We start from the raw sequence: 14304 nt of genomic DNA, 5'->3' as shown, positions 1-14304 counted from the left end.
GCCACCTGCCCCGTCGGAGGGGTGGGGTGGACCCGTCGGGCGGGTACCCTCCCGGCATGGCGTTCGACGCGCTCCTGCTCCTGAGCTTGTCCTGGCTGCTGCTGGCGGTGGCCGTCTGGGCGCTCGTCGACGCGGTCGTGCGTCCCGCCGCCGGCTACGTCGCCGCGGGCAAGCTCACCAAGCCGGCCTGGGTCGCCATCACCGCGCTGGCGGGCGTGATCCTGTACTCCCAGGGGCCGATGACCTTCCTCGGCCTGCCCGCGGTCATCGCCGTCGTCGTCTACCTCGTCGACGTGCGGCCGGCCGTGCGCGGCGTCCAGCGGGGCAACAACTCCTGGTGACCCCGGGCGGCCGGGTCAGAACCGGTCGTCGCGCGGCATGAGCACCCACAGGACCAGGTACGCGACGAACTGCGGCCCGGGCAGGACGCAGGAGATCACGAAGGCCAGACGCAGGGCACCCGTCGAGATGCCGTAGCGGCGGGCGATGCCGGAGCAGACGCCGGCGATCACCCTGTTGCGCGTGTCGCGGGCCAGTCGGTGCGGGGCGGGGTAGGTCATGTCCCGACCCTAGGCGCGGGAGAGCGCCGGCGGCATCGGGGAAGACCCTGGTCAGCGGGCGAAGACACCCGGAGGCGGCTCGGGGGAGGGCTGCGCCTCCGCGTCGTGCACCGGCGCCGCGCTGCCCGCGAACCGCGCGAGGTCGTCGTCGGCGACCACCCGCGCGGGCATGGGGTCGGCGGCGCACCGCCGGGTCAGCCCGGCCACCGGCAGCGGCGCGTCGGAGGCGACCGCCACCAGGTTGCCGAAGCGCCGGCCGCGCAGCGTGCCCGGCTCGGCCAGCAGGCAGACGTGCGCGAACACCGCCCGCAGCGTGGCCACCTGGCCGCGGGCGAAGCGCAGCGGCGGGCCGTCGGCGACGTTGGCGGTGAGCACGCCGCCCGGCCGCAGCACCCGCCGCGCCTCGGCGGCGTACTCCACCGTGGTCAGGTGGGCCGGCGTCCGGGCGCCGGCGAACACGTCGCTGACGACGACGTCCGCGCTGCCGGTCGGGAGCGCGGCGAGCCCGGCGCGCGCGTCCGCGGCCCGCACGCGCACGCGCGCGCCCCGCGGCAGGGGCAGGTGGGCGCGGACGAGGTCGGTGAGCCGCTCGTCGACCTCGACGACCCGCTGGCGCGACCCCGGCCGGGTCACCGCCAGGTAGCGGGCCAGGGTGAGCGCGCCGCCGCCGAGGTGGACGGCGTCGACCGGCTCGCCCTCGGGCGCGGCCAGGTCGAGCACGTGCCCCATCCGCCGGACGTACTCGAACTCCAGGTGGGTGGGGTCGTCGAGGTCGACGTGCGACTGGGGAGTGCCGTCGACGACGAGCACCCACGACCCGTCGCGGTCGGCGTCGCCCAGGAGCTCGGCGGTGCCGCCGTCGACCGGCGTCGGGCCGGGCGGGACGACCGCGGGCCGCTCGCCGCGCCTCACGCGGGCGCGACCGCGGACCAGCGCACGGTCAGCTCCCCGTGCCGCCAGCGCCGCGTGGACCCGACGAGGGGCCAGCCGTCGTCGGCGAGCGCCTGCACCGCCGCCGTCCACCGCTGCCGGGGTCCGAAGGTCGACAGCCCCGCGGCGGCGGCCCAGGCGGCGTCCAGGGCCTGCAGGAGGGCGTGCACCGGCCGGCCGGGGACGTTGTGGTGGATGAGCGCCTTGGGCAGCCGCTCGGCGAGGTCGGACGGCCGGTCGAGGTCGGCCACCCGCGCGGCGAGGGTGAGGGTGAGCGGCCCGTCGGCGTCCAGCGCCACCCAGGAGGCCCGCCGTCCCCACTCGTCGCAGGTGCCCTCGACGAGCACCCCGCCCGGACCGAGGGCGGCGCACATCGTCTCCCAGGCCCGCGCCGCCGACGCCTCGTCGTACTGGCGCAGCACGTTGAACGCCCGCACCAGCACCGGGCTCAGCCCGGCGAGCTCGAAGCCGCCCACGCGGAAGTCGACGCGGGGCGGGTCGCGGTCCTCGGCGACGGCGGCCACCCGGGCGGGGTCGATCTCCAGGCCGACCACCTCGAGGCCGGGGACCTCCGGCGCCAGCCGCTCGGCCAGCTCCAGCGTGGTGACCGCCGAGGAGCCGTAGCCCAGGTCGACCACCAGCGGCCGGGCCGCGTCGCGCAGCCGCGGCACCAGGGTGGCCTGGATCCACCGGTCGACCCGGCGCAGCCGGTTGGCGTTCGTCGTCCCCCGGGTGGGCAGGCCCAGCGCGCGCGCCCGGCCGGCGGCCAGCCGGGGGGTGGCCCGCCGGGGGGTGAGGCTCGCCCGGCGCTTGTGTTCGCTGCCTGCCTCGCTCACCGGTCCGGAGGGTAGTCCGCCGCCGCGGGCGGCTGGCGCACCGCGGCTACCGTGGGGCGGTGCTCGTCCGTTCCGACGCCCGCCTGGCCGACCTGACCACCCTCGGCGTCGGGGGCCCCGTCGGGCGCCTGGTCGAGGTCACCGACGCCGCCGAGCTGGTCGCCGCCGTCCGCGAGGCCGACGAGGCCGGCCGCCCGCTGCTGGTGCTCGGCGGCGGCTCCAACCTGGTCGCGCCCGACGAGGGGTGGGACGGCGACGTGGTGGCCGTCCGCAGCCGCGGCGTCGAGCGGCGCGGCGACACCCTCGAGGTGCAGGCCGGGGAGGACTGGGACGACCTGGTCGCGCTGACCGTCGGGGAGCAGCTGGCCGGCATGGAGGCGCTCTCGGGCATCCCCGGGTCCACGGGCGCGACGCCGGTGCAGAACGTCGGCGCCTACGGCCAGGAGGTCGCCCAGACGATCACCGGGGTGCGCGTGTACGACCGGGCCGAGAAGCGGGAGCTGACGCTGTCGAACGACGAGTGCGCGTTCGGCTACCGCGACAGCCGCCTCAAGCGCGAGCCGGGGCGGTTCGTCGTCCTCACCGTGACCTTCGCGCTGGACGCCGGTCCGCTGTCGCGCCCGGTCGGCTACGCGGAGCTCGCCAAGCGGCTGGGGGTCGACCTGGGCGGACGGGCGCCGCTGGCCGACGTCCGCGCCGCCGTGCTGGAGCTGCGCCGCGGCAAGGGCATGGTCGTCGACCCGGCCGACCCCGACACCCGCAGCGCCGGGTCGTTCTTCACCAACCCCGTCGTCCCCGCCGAGCAGGCGGTGCCCGGCTGCCCGAGCTGGCCGGCCGGGAACGGGCGGGTCAAGCTCAGCGCCGCCTGGCTGGTGCAGTCCGCCGGGTTCGGCCGGGGCACGCGCGAGGGCCGGGTCGGGACGTCGTCGCGACACAGCCTCGCGCTGACCACCGAGCCCGGGGCGACGGCAACCGAGCTCCTGGCCTTCGCCGACCGCGTCGTCACCGCCGTCCGCGAGCGCTTCGGCGTCACGCTGGTCCCGGAGCCCACCCGGCTGTAGAGCGAGATCTGCACACCGGTGGCCATCGGACGGCTGATGGCGACCACCGTGCAGATCTCGCGCGGGAGACGGGCCCGGCGGCTCAGCCCTCCCGGTGCACCTTGTGCTGGGCGGCCTGGGCGCGCGGGCGGACGACGAGCAGGTCGACGTTGACGTGGTGCGGGCGGGTCAGCGCCCAGGCGATGCAGTCGGCCACGTCCTCGGCCACCAGCGGCGCGCGCACGCCCCGGTAGACGGCGTCGGCCTTCTCCCGGTCGCCGGTGCGGTTGAGCGCGAACTCGTCGGTCCGCACCATCCCGGGCGCGATCTCGATCACCCGCACCGGCTGGTCGAACAGCTCCAGGCGCAGGGTCTCGGCCAGCGTGTGCACGCCGTGCTTGGCCGCGGTGTAGGAGGCGCCACCCTCGTAGCTGACCAGCCCGGCCGTGGACCCCACGAACAGCACGTCACCGGCGCCGGAGGCGATCAGCGCGGGCAGCAGCGCCTTGGTCAGCCGGACGGTGCCGAGCACGTTGACCTCGAAGGTGCGCACCCACGAGTCCAGGTCGGCCTCGGCCACCGGCCTGGCGTCGAAGGCGCCGCCGGCGTTGTTCACCAGGACGTCGACCCGCGGCACCTGGGCCATGAACGCGTCGACCGAGGCGGCGTCGGTGACGTCGAGCCGCAGCGCCCGGGCGCCGAGGGCGGCGGCCAGCTCGGTCAGCCGGTCCATGCGGCGCGCACCGAGGACGACGTCGAAGCCCTCGGCCGCCAGCCGGGTCGCGGTGGCGGCGCCGATGCCGCTGGAGGCGCCGGTGACGACGGCGGTGCGGCCGGTCCCCGGCAGCGGGGGAGAGGGAGGGGCGGACATGTGGCCATCCTGACGCTGTTGCAGGATGGAGGACCGACAGGGGTGCCCTCCGGGCGCCCGGCACGGGTGCGAGGCGGGAGGTCGGGGTGCCTGCTCGCCGCCTGCTCCCCCCGCGCGCGCCCCGGCGGGTGGCGACCGTCTCGGTGCACACCAGCCCGCTCGACCAGCCCGGCGCCGGCGACGCCGGGGGCATGAACGTCTACATCGTCGAGGTCTCCCGCCGACTGGCCGCCCGCGGCATCGCCGTCGACGTGTTCACCCGGGCCACGTCCAGCGACCTGCCGCCGGTGGTCGAGATGAGCCCCGGCGTCACGGTGCGGCACGTCAGCGCCGGCCCGTTCGAGGGGCTGGGCAAGGAGGAGCTGCCGGCCCAGCTGTGCGCGTTCACCGCGGGCGTGCTGCGCGAGGAGGCCCAGCACGAGCCGGGGCACTACGACGTCGTGCACTCGCACTACTGGCTCTCCGGCCAGGTCGGCTGGCTGGCGCGCGACCGGTGGAGCGTGCCGCTCATCCACACCGCGCACACCCTGGCCAAGGTGAAGAACGCCGCGCTGGCCGACGGCGACCGGCCCGAGCCGCGCGCCCGCGTCATCGGCGAGGAGCAGGTCGTGGCCGAGGCCGACCGGCTGGTGGCCAACACCGAGGAGGAGGCCCGCCAGCTCGTCGACCACTACGGCGCCGACCCGCGCCGCACCCTGGTCGTCCCGCCCGGTGTGGACCTCGACCGCTTCCGCCCCGGCGACCGGGCCGCCGCGCGCCGCGCGCTGGGCGTCCCCGCCGACGCCGTCGTGCTGGTCTTCGTCGGCCGCATCCAGCCGCTCAAGGCGCCCGACCTGCTGCTCGAGGCGGCCGCGCGGATGGTCGAGGACGACCCCGCGCTGCGCGACCGGCTCGAGGTGCACGTGGTCGGCGCGCCCAGCGGCTCGGGCCTGGAGGCGCCGCGCCGGCTCGAGGAGCTCGCCGTGCGGCTCGGCATCGCCGACCGCGTCCGCTTCCTGCCGCCGCAGGCCCCCGACCGGCTGGCCCTGCACTACCGGGCCGCCGACGTCGCCGTCGTGCCCAGCCACAACGAGTCCTTCGGCCTGGTCGCCCTCGAGGCGCAGGCCTGCGGGACGCCGGTGGTCGCCGCCGAGGTGGGCGGGCTGCCGACGGCGGTGGACGACGGCGTCTCCGGGGTGCTGGTCGGCAGCCGCGACCCCGCCGCCTACGCCGCCGCGATCCGCTCGGTGCTGGCCCGCCGGCCGCTGCTGGCCGCGGGCGCGCGCCGGCACGCCGGCGCCTTCTCCTGGGAGCGCACCGCCGACGCGCTGGTGGCCGCCTACGCCTCCGCCGCCGCCGAGATGGCCGCCGGGGCGGTCCCCGCCCGCCGGGAGCGGGCGCTGGGCGCGCTGCGGCCGGTGGTGGGCACGCAGGTGGCCTGGTGACCGAGGCGGAGCGCCCGGCGCGGGACGACGTCGTCGCGGCCCTCGACGCGGTGATCGACCGGACCCTGCGGGACGCCGAGCTGGTGCACGAGCACCCGGCGCCGGGGCGGTGGCTGGTCGACCTGCCGGGCACGAAGAAGCTCAAGACCGTCTGCGGGCTCGTCGTGGGGGAGCACGCGCTGCGGGTGGAGGCCTTCGTCTGCCGCCAGCCCGACGAGAACCGCGAGCAGCTGTGGACCTACCTGCTGCAGCACAACGCGCGCATGTACGGCGTCGCGTGGTCGGTCGACCGGGTCGGCGACGTCTACCTGACCGGCCGGCTGCCGCACGCCGCGGTCACGCCCGAGGAGCTCGACCGGGTGCTCGGTGCGGTGCTCAGCTACGCCGACGACCACTTCAACACGATGCTGGAGATCGGCTTCGGCACCTCGATCCGGCGCGAGTGGGAGTGGCGGGTCAAGCGCGGGGAGTCGCTGCGCAACCTCGAGGCCTTCGCCGCCTTCGCGCAGGCCGGCCGCACCGACCGGCAGGGTGACGGGGGAGGGAGCACCCCGGACGGCGGGGCGTGACCGCCACCGACCGGGACCCCGCCGCAGTCGGCGAGGACGAGCGCCCCGGCCACGCCCGGCGGTGGTGGGTGCTGGCCACCATGACCGTCTGCCTGCTCGTGGTGATCACCGGCAACACGACGCTCAACGTGGCGATCCCGACGCTGCAGCGGGAGCTGGGCGCCACCCAGGGCGAGCTGCAGTGGGCCGTCGACGCCTACATCGTCGTGTTCGCCGGGCTGCTGTTCTCCTGGGGCGTCGTCGGCGACCGCATCGGCCGCCGGACGGTGCTGCTCATCGGGCTGGGCGTCTTCGCGGCGGGCTCGGTGCTGGCCGCGTTCTCCGACAGCCCGCTGGAGCTCATCGCCTGGCGCGCGGTCATGGGCGTCGGCGGCGCGGCGGTGCAGCCGACCACCCTCGCCGTCATCACCAACGTCTTCCCACCGGCCGAGCGGGGCCGCGCCATCGGCATCTGGGCGGCCACCGCCGGGCTGGCGGTCGCCGGGGGTCCACTGGCCAGCGGCGCGGTGCTCACCACCTTCTGGTGGGGCGCGATCTTCCTCATCGGCGTCCCGGTCGCCCTGCTCGGCGTCCTGGGCACGCTGGCGTTCGTGCCGGAGTCGCGCGACCCCGACCCCGGCCGGCTCGACGTCCTCGGCGTGCTGCTGTCGATCGCCGCCCTGGCGGGCCTGGTCTACGGGATCATCCACGGCGGCTCGGGGGTGGGCTGGACGACGCCGGGCGTGCTGGTGCCCCTGCTGGGCGGCGGGGTGCTCATGGCGTTGTTCGTCTGGCTGCAGCGGCGCTCGGCGCACCCGGCGCTGGACGTCTCGCTGTTCCGGCTGCCGGCGTTCTCCGCGGCGGCCGTGGCGCTGGGCCTGAACTTCTTCGCCCTGATGGGCGCCACGTTCTACCTCGTCTACTACCTGCAGGGCGCCCGCGGCTACGACCCGCTGCAGTCGGGCTCCGCGCTCGTCCCGGTCGCGCTGGGGATGGCGGTCATGGCCTCCCGCAGCTCCCGGCTGGCCGAGCGGTACGGGGCCAAGGCCGTCTGCGCCGGCGGCTTCGCCCTCATCACGCTGTCGTTCCTGGGCTTCCAGCTGCTCGACCAGGACGCCCCGCTGTGGCTGCTGGTCACCACGCTCACCGTGCAGGGGCTCGGCATGGGCGCGGTCATGGCGCCGGCCACCGAGTCGATCATGTCGGTCGTGCCCCGGGAGAAGGCCGGCGCGGGGGCCGCGGTGAACAACTCGGTGCGCCAGGTCGGCGGTGCTCTCGGCGTGGCACTGCTCGGCTCGGTGCTCGCCTCGGCCTACGCCGCCGACCTCGGCCGGCAGGTGGACGTGCTGCCCGCCGCGCTGCGCGACGAGGCGCGGACCTCCGTCATCGCCACGCTCGAGATCGCCCGCGCGACGGCCGAGCAGGCCCGCGCGGCCGGCGACGAGGAGGCGGCCGCCGCGGCCGACGCGCTGGTCGAGCCGGCGCGCGAGGCGTTCGTCTCGGCCATGCACCTCACCGCCGTGGGCACCGCGGCCGCGTCGTCCGTGGCCGCCGTCGTCGTCCTGGTGTGGCTCCCCGGACGGCGCCGGCCGGTGCCGGACACGCGCGCGGCGGCCCGACCCGGCGCCTAGCGTGGGGCCGGTGACCGACCCGCCCGCCCAGCAGGAGCACCTGGTCGTGCAGCAGCGCCGTGCCCGCGCCCTGATCGGCGTGGTCGCCGCCTCCGGCCTGGTCTACCCGCTGCTGCTGTGCGCGGTGCAGCTGGTGCTGGCCCAGCTGTTCGTCGTCGACGTCACCGCGACCCTGCTGTGGCTGGCCGCGGCCGCCGGGTGCTGCGTGGCCCTGGTCGCCGCGGTGCGCTGGGGCGCGGCCCGGCCGGTGCGCAGCCCGTGGCTGCTGGCCGGGCTGGCGCCGCCGGTGCTCTACGAGGCGTGGGTGCTCTGGCCGCTGCTGGCAGGATGACCGGTGTGACGACGCCTGCGGGACACGCGCCCGGCACCCTGGTCCTGCTCCGCCACGGCGAGAGCGAGTGGAACAAGGCCAACCTGTTCACCGGGTGGGTCGACGTCGAGCTCTCGGAGAAGGGCCGCGCCGAGGCCGCCCGCGGCGGGCAGCTGCTCGCCGAGCACGGCCTGCTGCCCGACGTGCTGCACACCTCGCTGCTCCGGCGCGCCATCACCACCGCCGAGCTGGCGCTGGCCGCCGCCGACCGGCAGTGGATCCCGGTGCGCCGGTCGTGGCGGCTCAACGAGCGGCACTACGGCGCGCTGCAGGGCAAGGACAAGGCCGCCACGCTCGCCGAGTACGGCGAGGAGCAGTTCATGGTGTGGCGCCGCTCCTACAGCACCCCGCCGCCGCCCATCGAGCCCGGCAGCGAGTACTCCCAGGACGCCGACCCGCGCTACGCGTTCCTGCCGCCGGAGGTCCGCCCGGCCACCGAGTGCCTGGCCGACGTCGTCGTCCGGATGCTGCCCTACTGGTACGACGCGATCGTCCCGGACCTGCGCAGCGGCGGCACCGTGCTGGTGGCCGCCCACGGCAACAGCCTGCGGGCGCTGGTCAAGCACCTCGACGGCATGGGCGAGGACGAGGTCGTCGGGCTGAACATCCCCACCGGCGTGCCGCTGCGCTACGACCTCGACGCCGACCTCAAGCCGGTCAAGCCGGGCGGTGAGTACCTCGACCCGGAGGCCGCCGCGGCGGCCATCGAGGCGGTCAAGAACCAGGGCAAGAAGTAGGGGCCCGACGCCCTGACGCCCGGGTGGGCGTCAGGGCGTCGCCGCCTCCTGCATCTGGCGCTCGCCGGTGACCAGGTAGACGACGCGGCGGGCGACGCTGACGGCGTGGTCGGCGAAGCGCTCGTAGTAGCGCCCGAGCAGCGTGATGTCGATGGCCGACTCCATGCCGTGCGGCCAGCCGGGGCTGAGCAGCTCGGTGAACAGCTGGCGGTGCAGCGCGTCCATGAGGTCGTCGTCGCTCTCCAGCTCGGCGGCGGCCTGCACGTCGAGCTGGGCGATGACCGCGCCGGTCTTGGCCACCAGGCTCTGCGCGACGTGGCCGGCCTCGAGGAAGATCGGCCGCACCTCGGCGGGGACGGCCGAGTCCGGGAACCGCATCCGCGCCAGCTTGGCGACGTGGACGGCGAGGTCCCCCATCCGCTCCAGGTCGGCGACGATCCGCATCGCGGTGGTGATGGTGCGCAGGTCGGTGGCCACCGGCTGCTGGCGGGCCAGCAGCGTGAAGCAGCGCTCCTCGATGCTCTCCCGCACCGCGTCCACGTGCTCGTCCCCGGCGATGACCAGGTCGGCGAGCGCGACGTCGGCGTCGAGCAGCGCGGTCGTCGCCTTGCTCATCGCCGAGCCGACCGAGTTCGCCATCTCCACCAGGCAGGTGTTGATGTCCTCGAGCTCTTCGCGGTAGTGCTCCCGCACGGGTCCTCCTCGTGGCCGGCCGCCCCCCGGACGGCTGCGCCGCACCGGCACCGACTGCTCCGGTGCCGTCGTCCGGTACCCGAGCGTAGGAGGTCTGCGCGGGGTGGCGGCTCCGCGCCGGTGAACGCGCGTCCACGGCGGCGTGAACAGTCCCCGCCGGCCGGTGCGCCGCCACCCGCGCGGGGGATGACCGGATCCGTCCGCGGCCTAGCATCGGCCGCGTGAGCACGCTGGTCGCCCTCGTGAGCGGCCTCGTCGTCGGTGCCGTCGTCGCGGCCGCCGTCGTGCTGCTCGTCCGCCGTCCCGCCGCGGTCCCGCCGCCGCGCAGCGGTGAGCCCGACGGCGCGGTGCGGGAGGCGCAGCTGGCCCGCCGCCTGCTCGACCTCATGGACCCGGCGGTGCTCGTCCTCGACGTCGACGACGCCGTGGTGCTGGCCAACCCCGCCGCCCGCGGGCTGGGCATCGTCCGGGACCGGCGGCTGCTGGTGCCCGAGCTGCTGCGGCTGGTCCGCGACGTGCGCGGCGGCGGCAGCCGCCGGGCCGACGTCCAGCTGCCCGGCGACCTGGTCGGCACCGGCCCGCGGATGGTCGGCGTCCACGGCGTGCGCCTGGAGAGCGGCCCGGCGCCGGCGCCCGGCCCGGTGGCCCTCGTGCTGCAGGACGTCACCGAGGCGCGCCGGGTGGAGGCCGTGCGCCGCGACTTCGTCGCCAACGTCGGCCACGAGCTCAAGACCCCGGTGGGCGCGCTGGGCCTGCTCGCCGAGGCGATGCAGGGCGCGGCCGACGACCCCGAGACGGTGCAGCGCTTCGCCGCCCGCATGGCGCACGAGGCCGACCGGCTCGCCCGCCTGGTGCGCGAGCTGATCGACCTGTCCCGGCTGCAGGGCGCCGAGCCGATGCCCGAGCTGGCGCCGGTCGACGTCGACACCGTGCTCGCCGAGGCCGTGGACCGCACCGGCCTGGCCGCGGCGGCGAAGGGCATCACCATCGCCGTCGGCGGGCGGCAGGGGCTGGTCGTGCGCGGCGTGGAGGCCCAGCTGGCGACGGCGGTGACCAACCTGCTCGCCAACGCGGTCGCCTACAGCCCGGAGAACACCCGGATCGCCGTCGGCGCGCGCGCCCGCTCCGGCTTCGCCGAGATCGCGGTCACCGACAGCGGCATCGGCATCCCGCGGCAGGACCGGGCGCGGGTGTTCGAGCGCTTCTACCGCGTCGACCAGTCCCGGGCCAGCAAGACCGGGGGCACCGGCCTGGGCCTGGCCATCGTCAAGCACGTGGCCAGCAACCACGGCGGCTCGGTCAGCGTGTGGAGCGAGGAGGGCCTCGGCTCCACCTTCACCCTGCGCATCCCGCTGGCGGTCGAGGACCCCTCCGACCGCCCCGACCCCGCAGGCGGGACGTCCGACGTCGTCGCCGGGGAGCTCCAGGAAGGACGGTCATGACCCGAGTGCTGGTGGTGGAGGACGAGGAGTCCTTCTCCGACGCGCTGTCCTACATGCTCGGCAGGGAGGGCTTCGAGGCGGTCGTGGCCCCCACCGGGCCCGAGGCCCTCGCCGAGTTCGACCGGGCCGGCGCGGACATCGTGCTGCTCGACCTCATGCTGCCGGGGCTGCCGGGCACCGAGGTCTGCCGGCAGCTGCGCTCCCGCAGCAACGTGCCGATCATCATGCTCACCGCCAAGGACTCCGAGGTCGACAAGGTCGTCGGCCTCGAGCTGGGCGCCGACGACTACGTGACCAAGCCCTACTCGGCCCGCGAGCTGGTGGCCCGCATCCGCGCCGTGCTGCGCCGACGGGGCGACGTCGAGGCGCCGGCCGACGGCGCGCTGGAGGCCGGCCCGGTCCGGATGGACGTCGAGCGGCACGTGGTCGCCGTCGACGGCGAGCCCGTGGCGCTGCCGCTCAAGGAGTTCGACCTGCTCGAGCTGCTGCTGCGCAACGCCGGCCGGGTGCTCACCCGCGGGCAGCTCATCGACCGGGTGTGGGGCTCGGACTACGTCGGCGACACCAAGACGCTCGACGTCCACGTCAAGCGGCTGCGCGCCAAGATCGAGCCCGACCCGGCCAACCCCAAGCACCTCGTGACCGTGCGGGGGCTGGGCTACAAGTTCGAGCAGTAGAAGGACCCCTTCGCCCCCCACCCTTCGCAGGCTCCGGGCGGGCCCCTGCGAAGGGGCCGTTCCAGCACGTCACCGGGGTGGAGCCGCCCGCCCCGCGACCGGTCCGCCGTCCTCCGCAGGGCGGCTCCGGTTGGAGCCGCGCTCACGACAGACCCGGCCTGAGGGGCCGGCCGGGGTCACTGACCCCGGCCGGTCTCCTCCTGGAGCTCGTCGATCTTCTTCGACGCGTCGGCCTTGGTGATGTCCTCCGGCACGTCCTCGCCGGCCTGGCGGGCCAGCGTGTGCAAGTAGCTCTTCTGCGCGCCGGTGGCGGGCTCACCGCCGGTCACCCAGTCCGACGGGTCCTTCTCGGCGGTGGGGTCGCCGGCCTGGCCGGTGTTGACGTTCTCTTCGCTCATGTGTTCGAGACTAGGCGCGCACGAGCCGGTCCGCAGCTCGGGCGGCGGCCGCCTCGCGGGCGGCCCGCGTCGCCTCCCAGCGCCGCCCGGTCCGGTACACGTGCACGCTCCCGCAGGCGGGGCACTCGACGGCCAGGGCGACGTGGGTCGGGTGGTTGGTGACCGATCGGATGCGCCGGTCGGAGACCAGCTCGTCGGTCCGGGTCACGGGGCAGGTGATCAGCGTCATGCGACGAGCGTGCTCCGCCGCCCGCGGTGCGACGAGTGGCAGAGGTGACACCGATCGCGTCTTTCCTGCCATCATGTCCGCGTGACCGGAACCGACCGCCCGCTCGTCGTCAGCCTGCTCGCCGGGGACGGCGTCCTGGGCGCCTTCGGCCTCGGCGTCGCCGCCGAGGTCTTCGGCTACGACTACCGCCGTCTCGGCATGCCGCGGGTGGACTTCGCCGTGGTCACCGACCGCCCGGGGATCGTCCGCACCGACACCGGCCTGGCGCTGCACGTCGAGCACGGCCTCGAGCGGCTGGCCACCTCCGACGTCGTCCTGGTGACCGCGTGGGAGAAGTTGTCCGCGCCCGTCCCGCCGGCGGTCCTCGAGGCGCTGCGGGCCGTGCACGCCCGCGGCGGGCAGCTGATCAGCCACTGCACCGGCGCCTTCGTCGTCGCGGCGGCCGGCCTGCTCGACGGGCGGCGGGCCACCACCCACTGGCGCTATGCCGGGGAGCTGGCCGCCCGGTACCCGCGGGTCGACGTCGACCCCCGGGTCCTCTACGTCGACGAGGGCACGATCATCACCGGCGCCGGGACGGCGAGCGGCGTCGATGCCCTGCTGCACTTCGTGCGCCGCGAGTGGGGGTCCGCGGCGGCCAACGCGCTGGCCCGCGAGATGGTGGTCCCGCCGCACCGCGACGGCGGGCAGGCGCAGTACATCGACACCCCGGTCGCCCGCTGCGAGGACGACCTGCTCGGCATCGTGCTCGACTGGGCCCGGGCGCACCTGGCCGAGGACATCAGCGTCGAGGTGCTGGCCCGCCGGGCGCTGATGAGCCCGCGCAGCTTCGCCCGCCGCTTCAAGGCCACCACCGGGACGACGCCGCACGCGTGGCTGCTCGGCCAGCGGCTGGCCGCCGCCGAGACGCTGCTCGAGGAGAGCGACGCCCCGGTCGAGGAGATCGCCCGGCTGGTCGGCTTCGGCACGGCCGCCGGGTTCCGCGACCAGTTCGCCCGCCGCCGCGGGGTCTCCCCGCGGGCCTACCGCCAGACCTTCCGGACCGCCGCCGCGGTGCCGGTCGAGGGCTCGGCCGCCTAGCGGGGCACGGGCCGGGCCACGCCGACGAGGCTGTCCAGCCGGCCCGCGTTCGCCGCGGCCAGCGGGCTGTGCACCACCCGGGTGAGCGCCAGCCCGGCGCGGGCGAGCAGCACCGCGTGCGTGCGCGGGGTGAAGTGCCAGATGTGCTCGGCGGGCTTGAGCGTCCACCAGCGGGTGCCCAGCAGCCGCGCCGGCAGCGACGAGACGTAGGGCGTGGAGAAGAGGACGACGCCGTCGTCGGCCACCAGCGAGCGGGCCGTGCGCCAGAACTCCAGCGGGTCGGGCACGTGCTCGACGGTGTCCCACGCGCAGACGACGTCGAAGCCCGGCCGCAGCGGCGCGTCGGCGAGCTGGCCGCAGAAGACGTCGAGGCCGAGCACCTCGCGGGCGTGCCGGGCACCGGTGCGGGACAGCTCCACCCCGCTGGCCTCCCAGCCGGCCCGGCGCGCGGCGTCGAGGAACAGGCCGTAGCCGGCGCCGACCTCCAGCAGCCGCCCGCCGGGGCCGCGGCCGCGCACCCGGTCGAGCAGCGCGAGCCGGCCGGCCGTCCAGGTGCGCTGCAGCAGCATCGCGGGGTCGAGCCGGCGCGGCTCCTGCGCGGCGCCACCCTCGACGGCACCGCCGTAGACGCCGCCCTCGAAGTAGCCGACGTCGTCGTAGAGCCGCTGCAGCGCCTCCGGCCGCAGCCGGGGGCTGACGAAGACCAGGCCGCACCGCGGGCAGCGGACGACGGCGAAGGGGGCCAGGTCGTGCACCGGCCGGCCGCGCACGCCGCACAGGCAGCAGTCGACCTCCTCGGTGTCCTCGGACGTCCAGGTCACCGGGGCAGTCACGGCGG

The 14304-nt window shown here is 76.1% G+C and carries 18 protein-coding genes; 10 read left to right on the top strand and 8 right to left on the bottom strand.

The features are described 5' to 3' along the window. Positions 1–56 precede the first annotated feature (56 nt). Entirely contained in the window at positions 57–341 is a 285-nt protein-coding gene (locus LY71_RS02635) for a DUF2516 family protein (RefSeq protein WP_091108757.1), read from the top strand. 15 nt (positions 342–356) lie between these two features. On the opposite strand, the gene LY71_RS02630 is transcribed toward LY71_RS02635, so the two are convergent. The 3 genes from LY71_RS02630 to LY71_RS02620 are packed head-to-tail and all read right to left on the bottom strand — an operon-like array spanning position 357 to position 2326. Next, on the bottom strand, positions 357–560 hold the full coding sequence (locus LY71_RS02630) for a PspC domain-containing protein (RefSeq protein ID WP_106275369.1): 204 nt from the start codon (positions 558–560) through the stop codon (positions 357–359). A 51-nt stretch (positions 561–611) separates the two neighbouring features. Continuing rightward, the gene (locus LY71_RS02625; RefSeq protein WP_106275368.1) at positions 612–1472 is read right to left on the bottom strand and encodes a spermidine synthase; all 861 of its coding nucleotides are present in this window, start codon (positions 1470–1472) and stop codon (positions 612–614) included. Continuing rightward, positions 1469–2326: a class I SAM-dependent methyltransferase gene (locus LY71_RS02620; RefSeq protein ID WP_211297097.1), complete on the bottom strand. Its 858-nt coding sequence runs from the start codon at positions 2324–2326 to the stop codon at positions 1469–1471. The genes LY71_RS02625 and LY71_RS02620 overlap by 4 nt, the downstream gene beginning before the upstream one ends. A 59-nt stretch (positions 2327–2385) precedes the next feature. On the opposite strand from LY71_RS02620, the gene LY71_RS02615 reads away from it, so the two are divergent. Further along, entirely contained in the window at positions 2386–3387 is a 1002-nt protein-coding gene (locus LY71_RS02615; RefSeq protein ID WP_106275367.1) for a UDP-N-acetylmuramate dehydrogenase, read from the top strand. Positions 3388–3469: 82 nt separating this feature from the next. On the opposite strand, the gene LY71_RS02610 is transcribed toward LY71_RS02615, so the two are convergent. Next, a complete protein-coding gene (locus LY71_RS02610; protein WP_106275366.1) occupies positions 3470–4237 on the bottom strand; it encodes an SDR family oxidoreductase in 768 nt (255 codons plus the stop codon). Positions 4238–4323: 86 nt separating this feature from the next. On the opposite strand from LY71_RS02610, the gene mshA reads away from it, so the two are divergent. Genes mshA through LY71_RS02585 form a run of 5 tightly spaced genes read left to right on the top strand, consistent with a single transcriptional unit; the run spans position 4324 to position 8947 of the window. After that, positions 4324–5661, top strand: coding sequence for a D-inositol-3-phosphate glycosyltransferase (gene mshA, locus LY71_RS02605; protein WP_106275365.1), 1338 nt, complete (start codon positions 4324–4326; stop codon positions 5659–5661). Then, entirely contained in the window at positions 5658–6230 is a 573-nt protein-coding gene (locus LY71_RS02600) for a YbjN domain-containing protein (protein WP_245887609.1), read from the top strand. The genes mshA and LY71_RS02600 overlap by 4 nt, the downstream gene beginning before the upstream one ends. Next, complete coding sequence (locus LY71_RS02595; RefSeq protein WP_106275364.1) at positions 6227–7840, top strand: MFS transporter; 1614 nt, start codon at positions 6227–6229, stop codon at positions 7838–7840. Before LY71_RS02600 ends, LY71_RS02595 begins: the two co-directional genes overlap by 4 nt. A 10-nt stretch (positions 7841–7850) precedes the next feature. Then, positions 7851–8171 carry a hypothetical protein gene (locus LY71_RS02590; RefSeq protein ID WP_146146041.1) on the top strand — a complete coding sequence of 107 codons (321 nt, stop codon included), beginning with the start codon at positions 7851–7853 and terminating at the stop codon, positions 8169–8171. A gap of 5 nt (positions 8172–8176) precedes the next feature. Further along, complete coding sequence (locus tag LY71_RS02585; protein WP_245887608.1) at positions 8177–8947, top strand: phosphoglyceromutase; 771 nt, start codon at positions 8177–8179, stop codon at positions 8945–8947. A gap of 30 nt (positions 8948–8977) precedes the next feature. Here LY71_RS02585 and phoU read toward each other — a convergent pair whose 3' ends face one another. After that, the gene (gene phoU / locus LY71_RS02580; RefSeq protein ID WP_106275361.1) at positions 8978–9640 is read right to left on the bottom strand and encodes a phosphate signaling complex protein PhoU; all 663 of its coding nucleotides are present in this window, start codon (positions 9638–9640) and stop codon (positions 8978–8980) included. Between the two features lie 221 nt (positions 9641–9861). Here phoU and LY71_RS02575 point away from each other — a divergent pair, with 221 nt between their 5' ends. Further along, complete coding sequence (locus tag LY71_RS02575) at positions 9862–11082, top strand: sensor histidine kinase (protein ID WP_106275360.1); 1221 nt, start codon at positions 9862–9864, stop codon at positions 11080–11082. Then, positions 11079–11759 (top strand): response regulator transcription factor, encoded by a 681-nt coding sequence (locus tag LY71_RS02570; protein WP_106275359.1) that lies wholly within the window; start codon positions 11079–11081, stop codon positions 11757–11759. Before LY71_RS02575 ends, LY71_RS02570 begins: the two co-directional genes overlap by 4 nt. Before the next feature lie 176 nt (positions 11760–11935). Here the strand turns inward: LY71_RS02570 and LY71_RS02565 are convergent, their stop codons facing one another. Together LY71_RS02565 and LY71_RS02560 are read right to left on the bottom strand one after the other, a co-directional pair. Then, positions 11936–12157 (bottom strand): DUF3072 domain-containing protein, encoded by a 222-nt coding sequence (locus LY71_RS02565; RefSeq protein ID WP_091108744.1) that lies wholly within the window; start codon positions 12155–12157, stop codon positions 11936–11938. 10 nt (positions 12158–12167) lie between these two features. Further along, positions 12168–12386, bottom strand: a complete 219-nt coding sequence (locus LY71_RS02560; protein WP_106275358.1) for a hypothetical protein — start codon at positions 12384–12386, stop codon at positions 12168–12170. An 81-nt stretch (positions 12387–12467) separates the two neighbouring features. On the opposite strand from LY71_RS02560, the gene LY71_RS02555 reads away from it, so the two are divergent. Next, positions 12468–13466 (top strand): helix-turn-helix domain-containing protein, encoded by a 999-nt coding sequence (locus LY71_RS02555; RefSeq protein WP_106275357.1) that lies wholly within the window; start codon positions 12468–12470, stop codon positions 13464–13466. On the opposite strand, the gene LY71_RS02550 is transcribed toward LY71_RS02555, so the two are convergent. Beyond that, positions 13463–14299: a class I SAM-dependent methyltransferase gene (locus LY71_RS02550; protein WP_106275356.1), complete on the bottom strand. Its 837-nt coding sequence runs from the start codon at positions 14297–14299 to the stop codon at positions 13463–13465. The genes LY71_RS02555 and LY71_RS02550 overlap by 4 nt on opposite strands. Positions 14300–14304: the final 5 nt, after the last annotated feature.

Origin of the sequence: Geodermatophilus tzadiensis, from assembly GCF_003002915.1 — a bacterium.
Lineage (GTDB): Bacteria > Actinomycetota > Actinomycetes > Mycobacteriales > Geodermatophilaceae > Geodermatophilus > Geodermatophilus tzadiensis.
Note: the sequence above shows the minus strand (reverse complement) of the source record. Positions and strands in the feature narration are given on the sequence as shown.

Coding starts and splice junctions, on each gene's coding strand:
- LY71_RS02635 (WP_091108757.1), top strand. CDS start 57: ATGGCGTTCGACGCGCTCCTGCTCCTGAGCTTGTCCTGGCTGCTGCTG.
- LY71_RS02630 (WP_106275369.1), bottom strand. CDS start 560: ATGACCTACCCCGCCCCGCACCGACTGGCCCGCGACACGCGCAACAGG.
- LY71_RS02610 (WP_106275366.1), bottom strand. CDS start 4,237: ATGTCCGCCCCTCCCTCTCCCCCGCTGCCGGGGACCGGCCGCACCGCC.
- LY71_RS02570 (WP_106275359.1), top strand. CDS start 11,079: ATGACCCGAGTGCTGGTGGTGGAGGACGAGGAGTCCTTCTCCGACGCG.
- LY71_RS02565 (WP_091108744.1), bottom strand. CDS start 12,157: ATGAGCGAAGAGAACGTCAACACCGGCCAGGCCGGCGACCCCACCGCC.
- LY71_RS02560 (WP_106275358.1), bottom strand. CDS start 12,386: ATGACGCTGATCACCTGCCCCGTGACCCGGACCGACGAGCTGGTCTCC.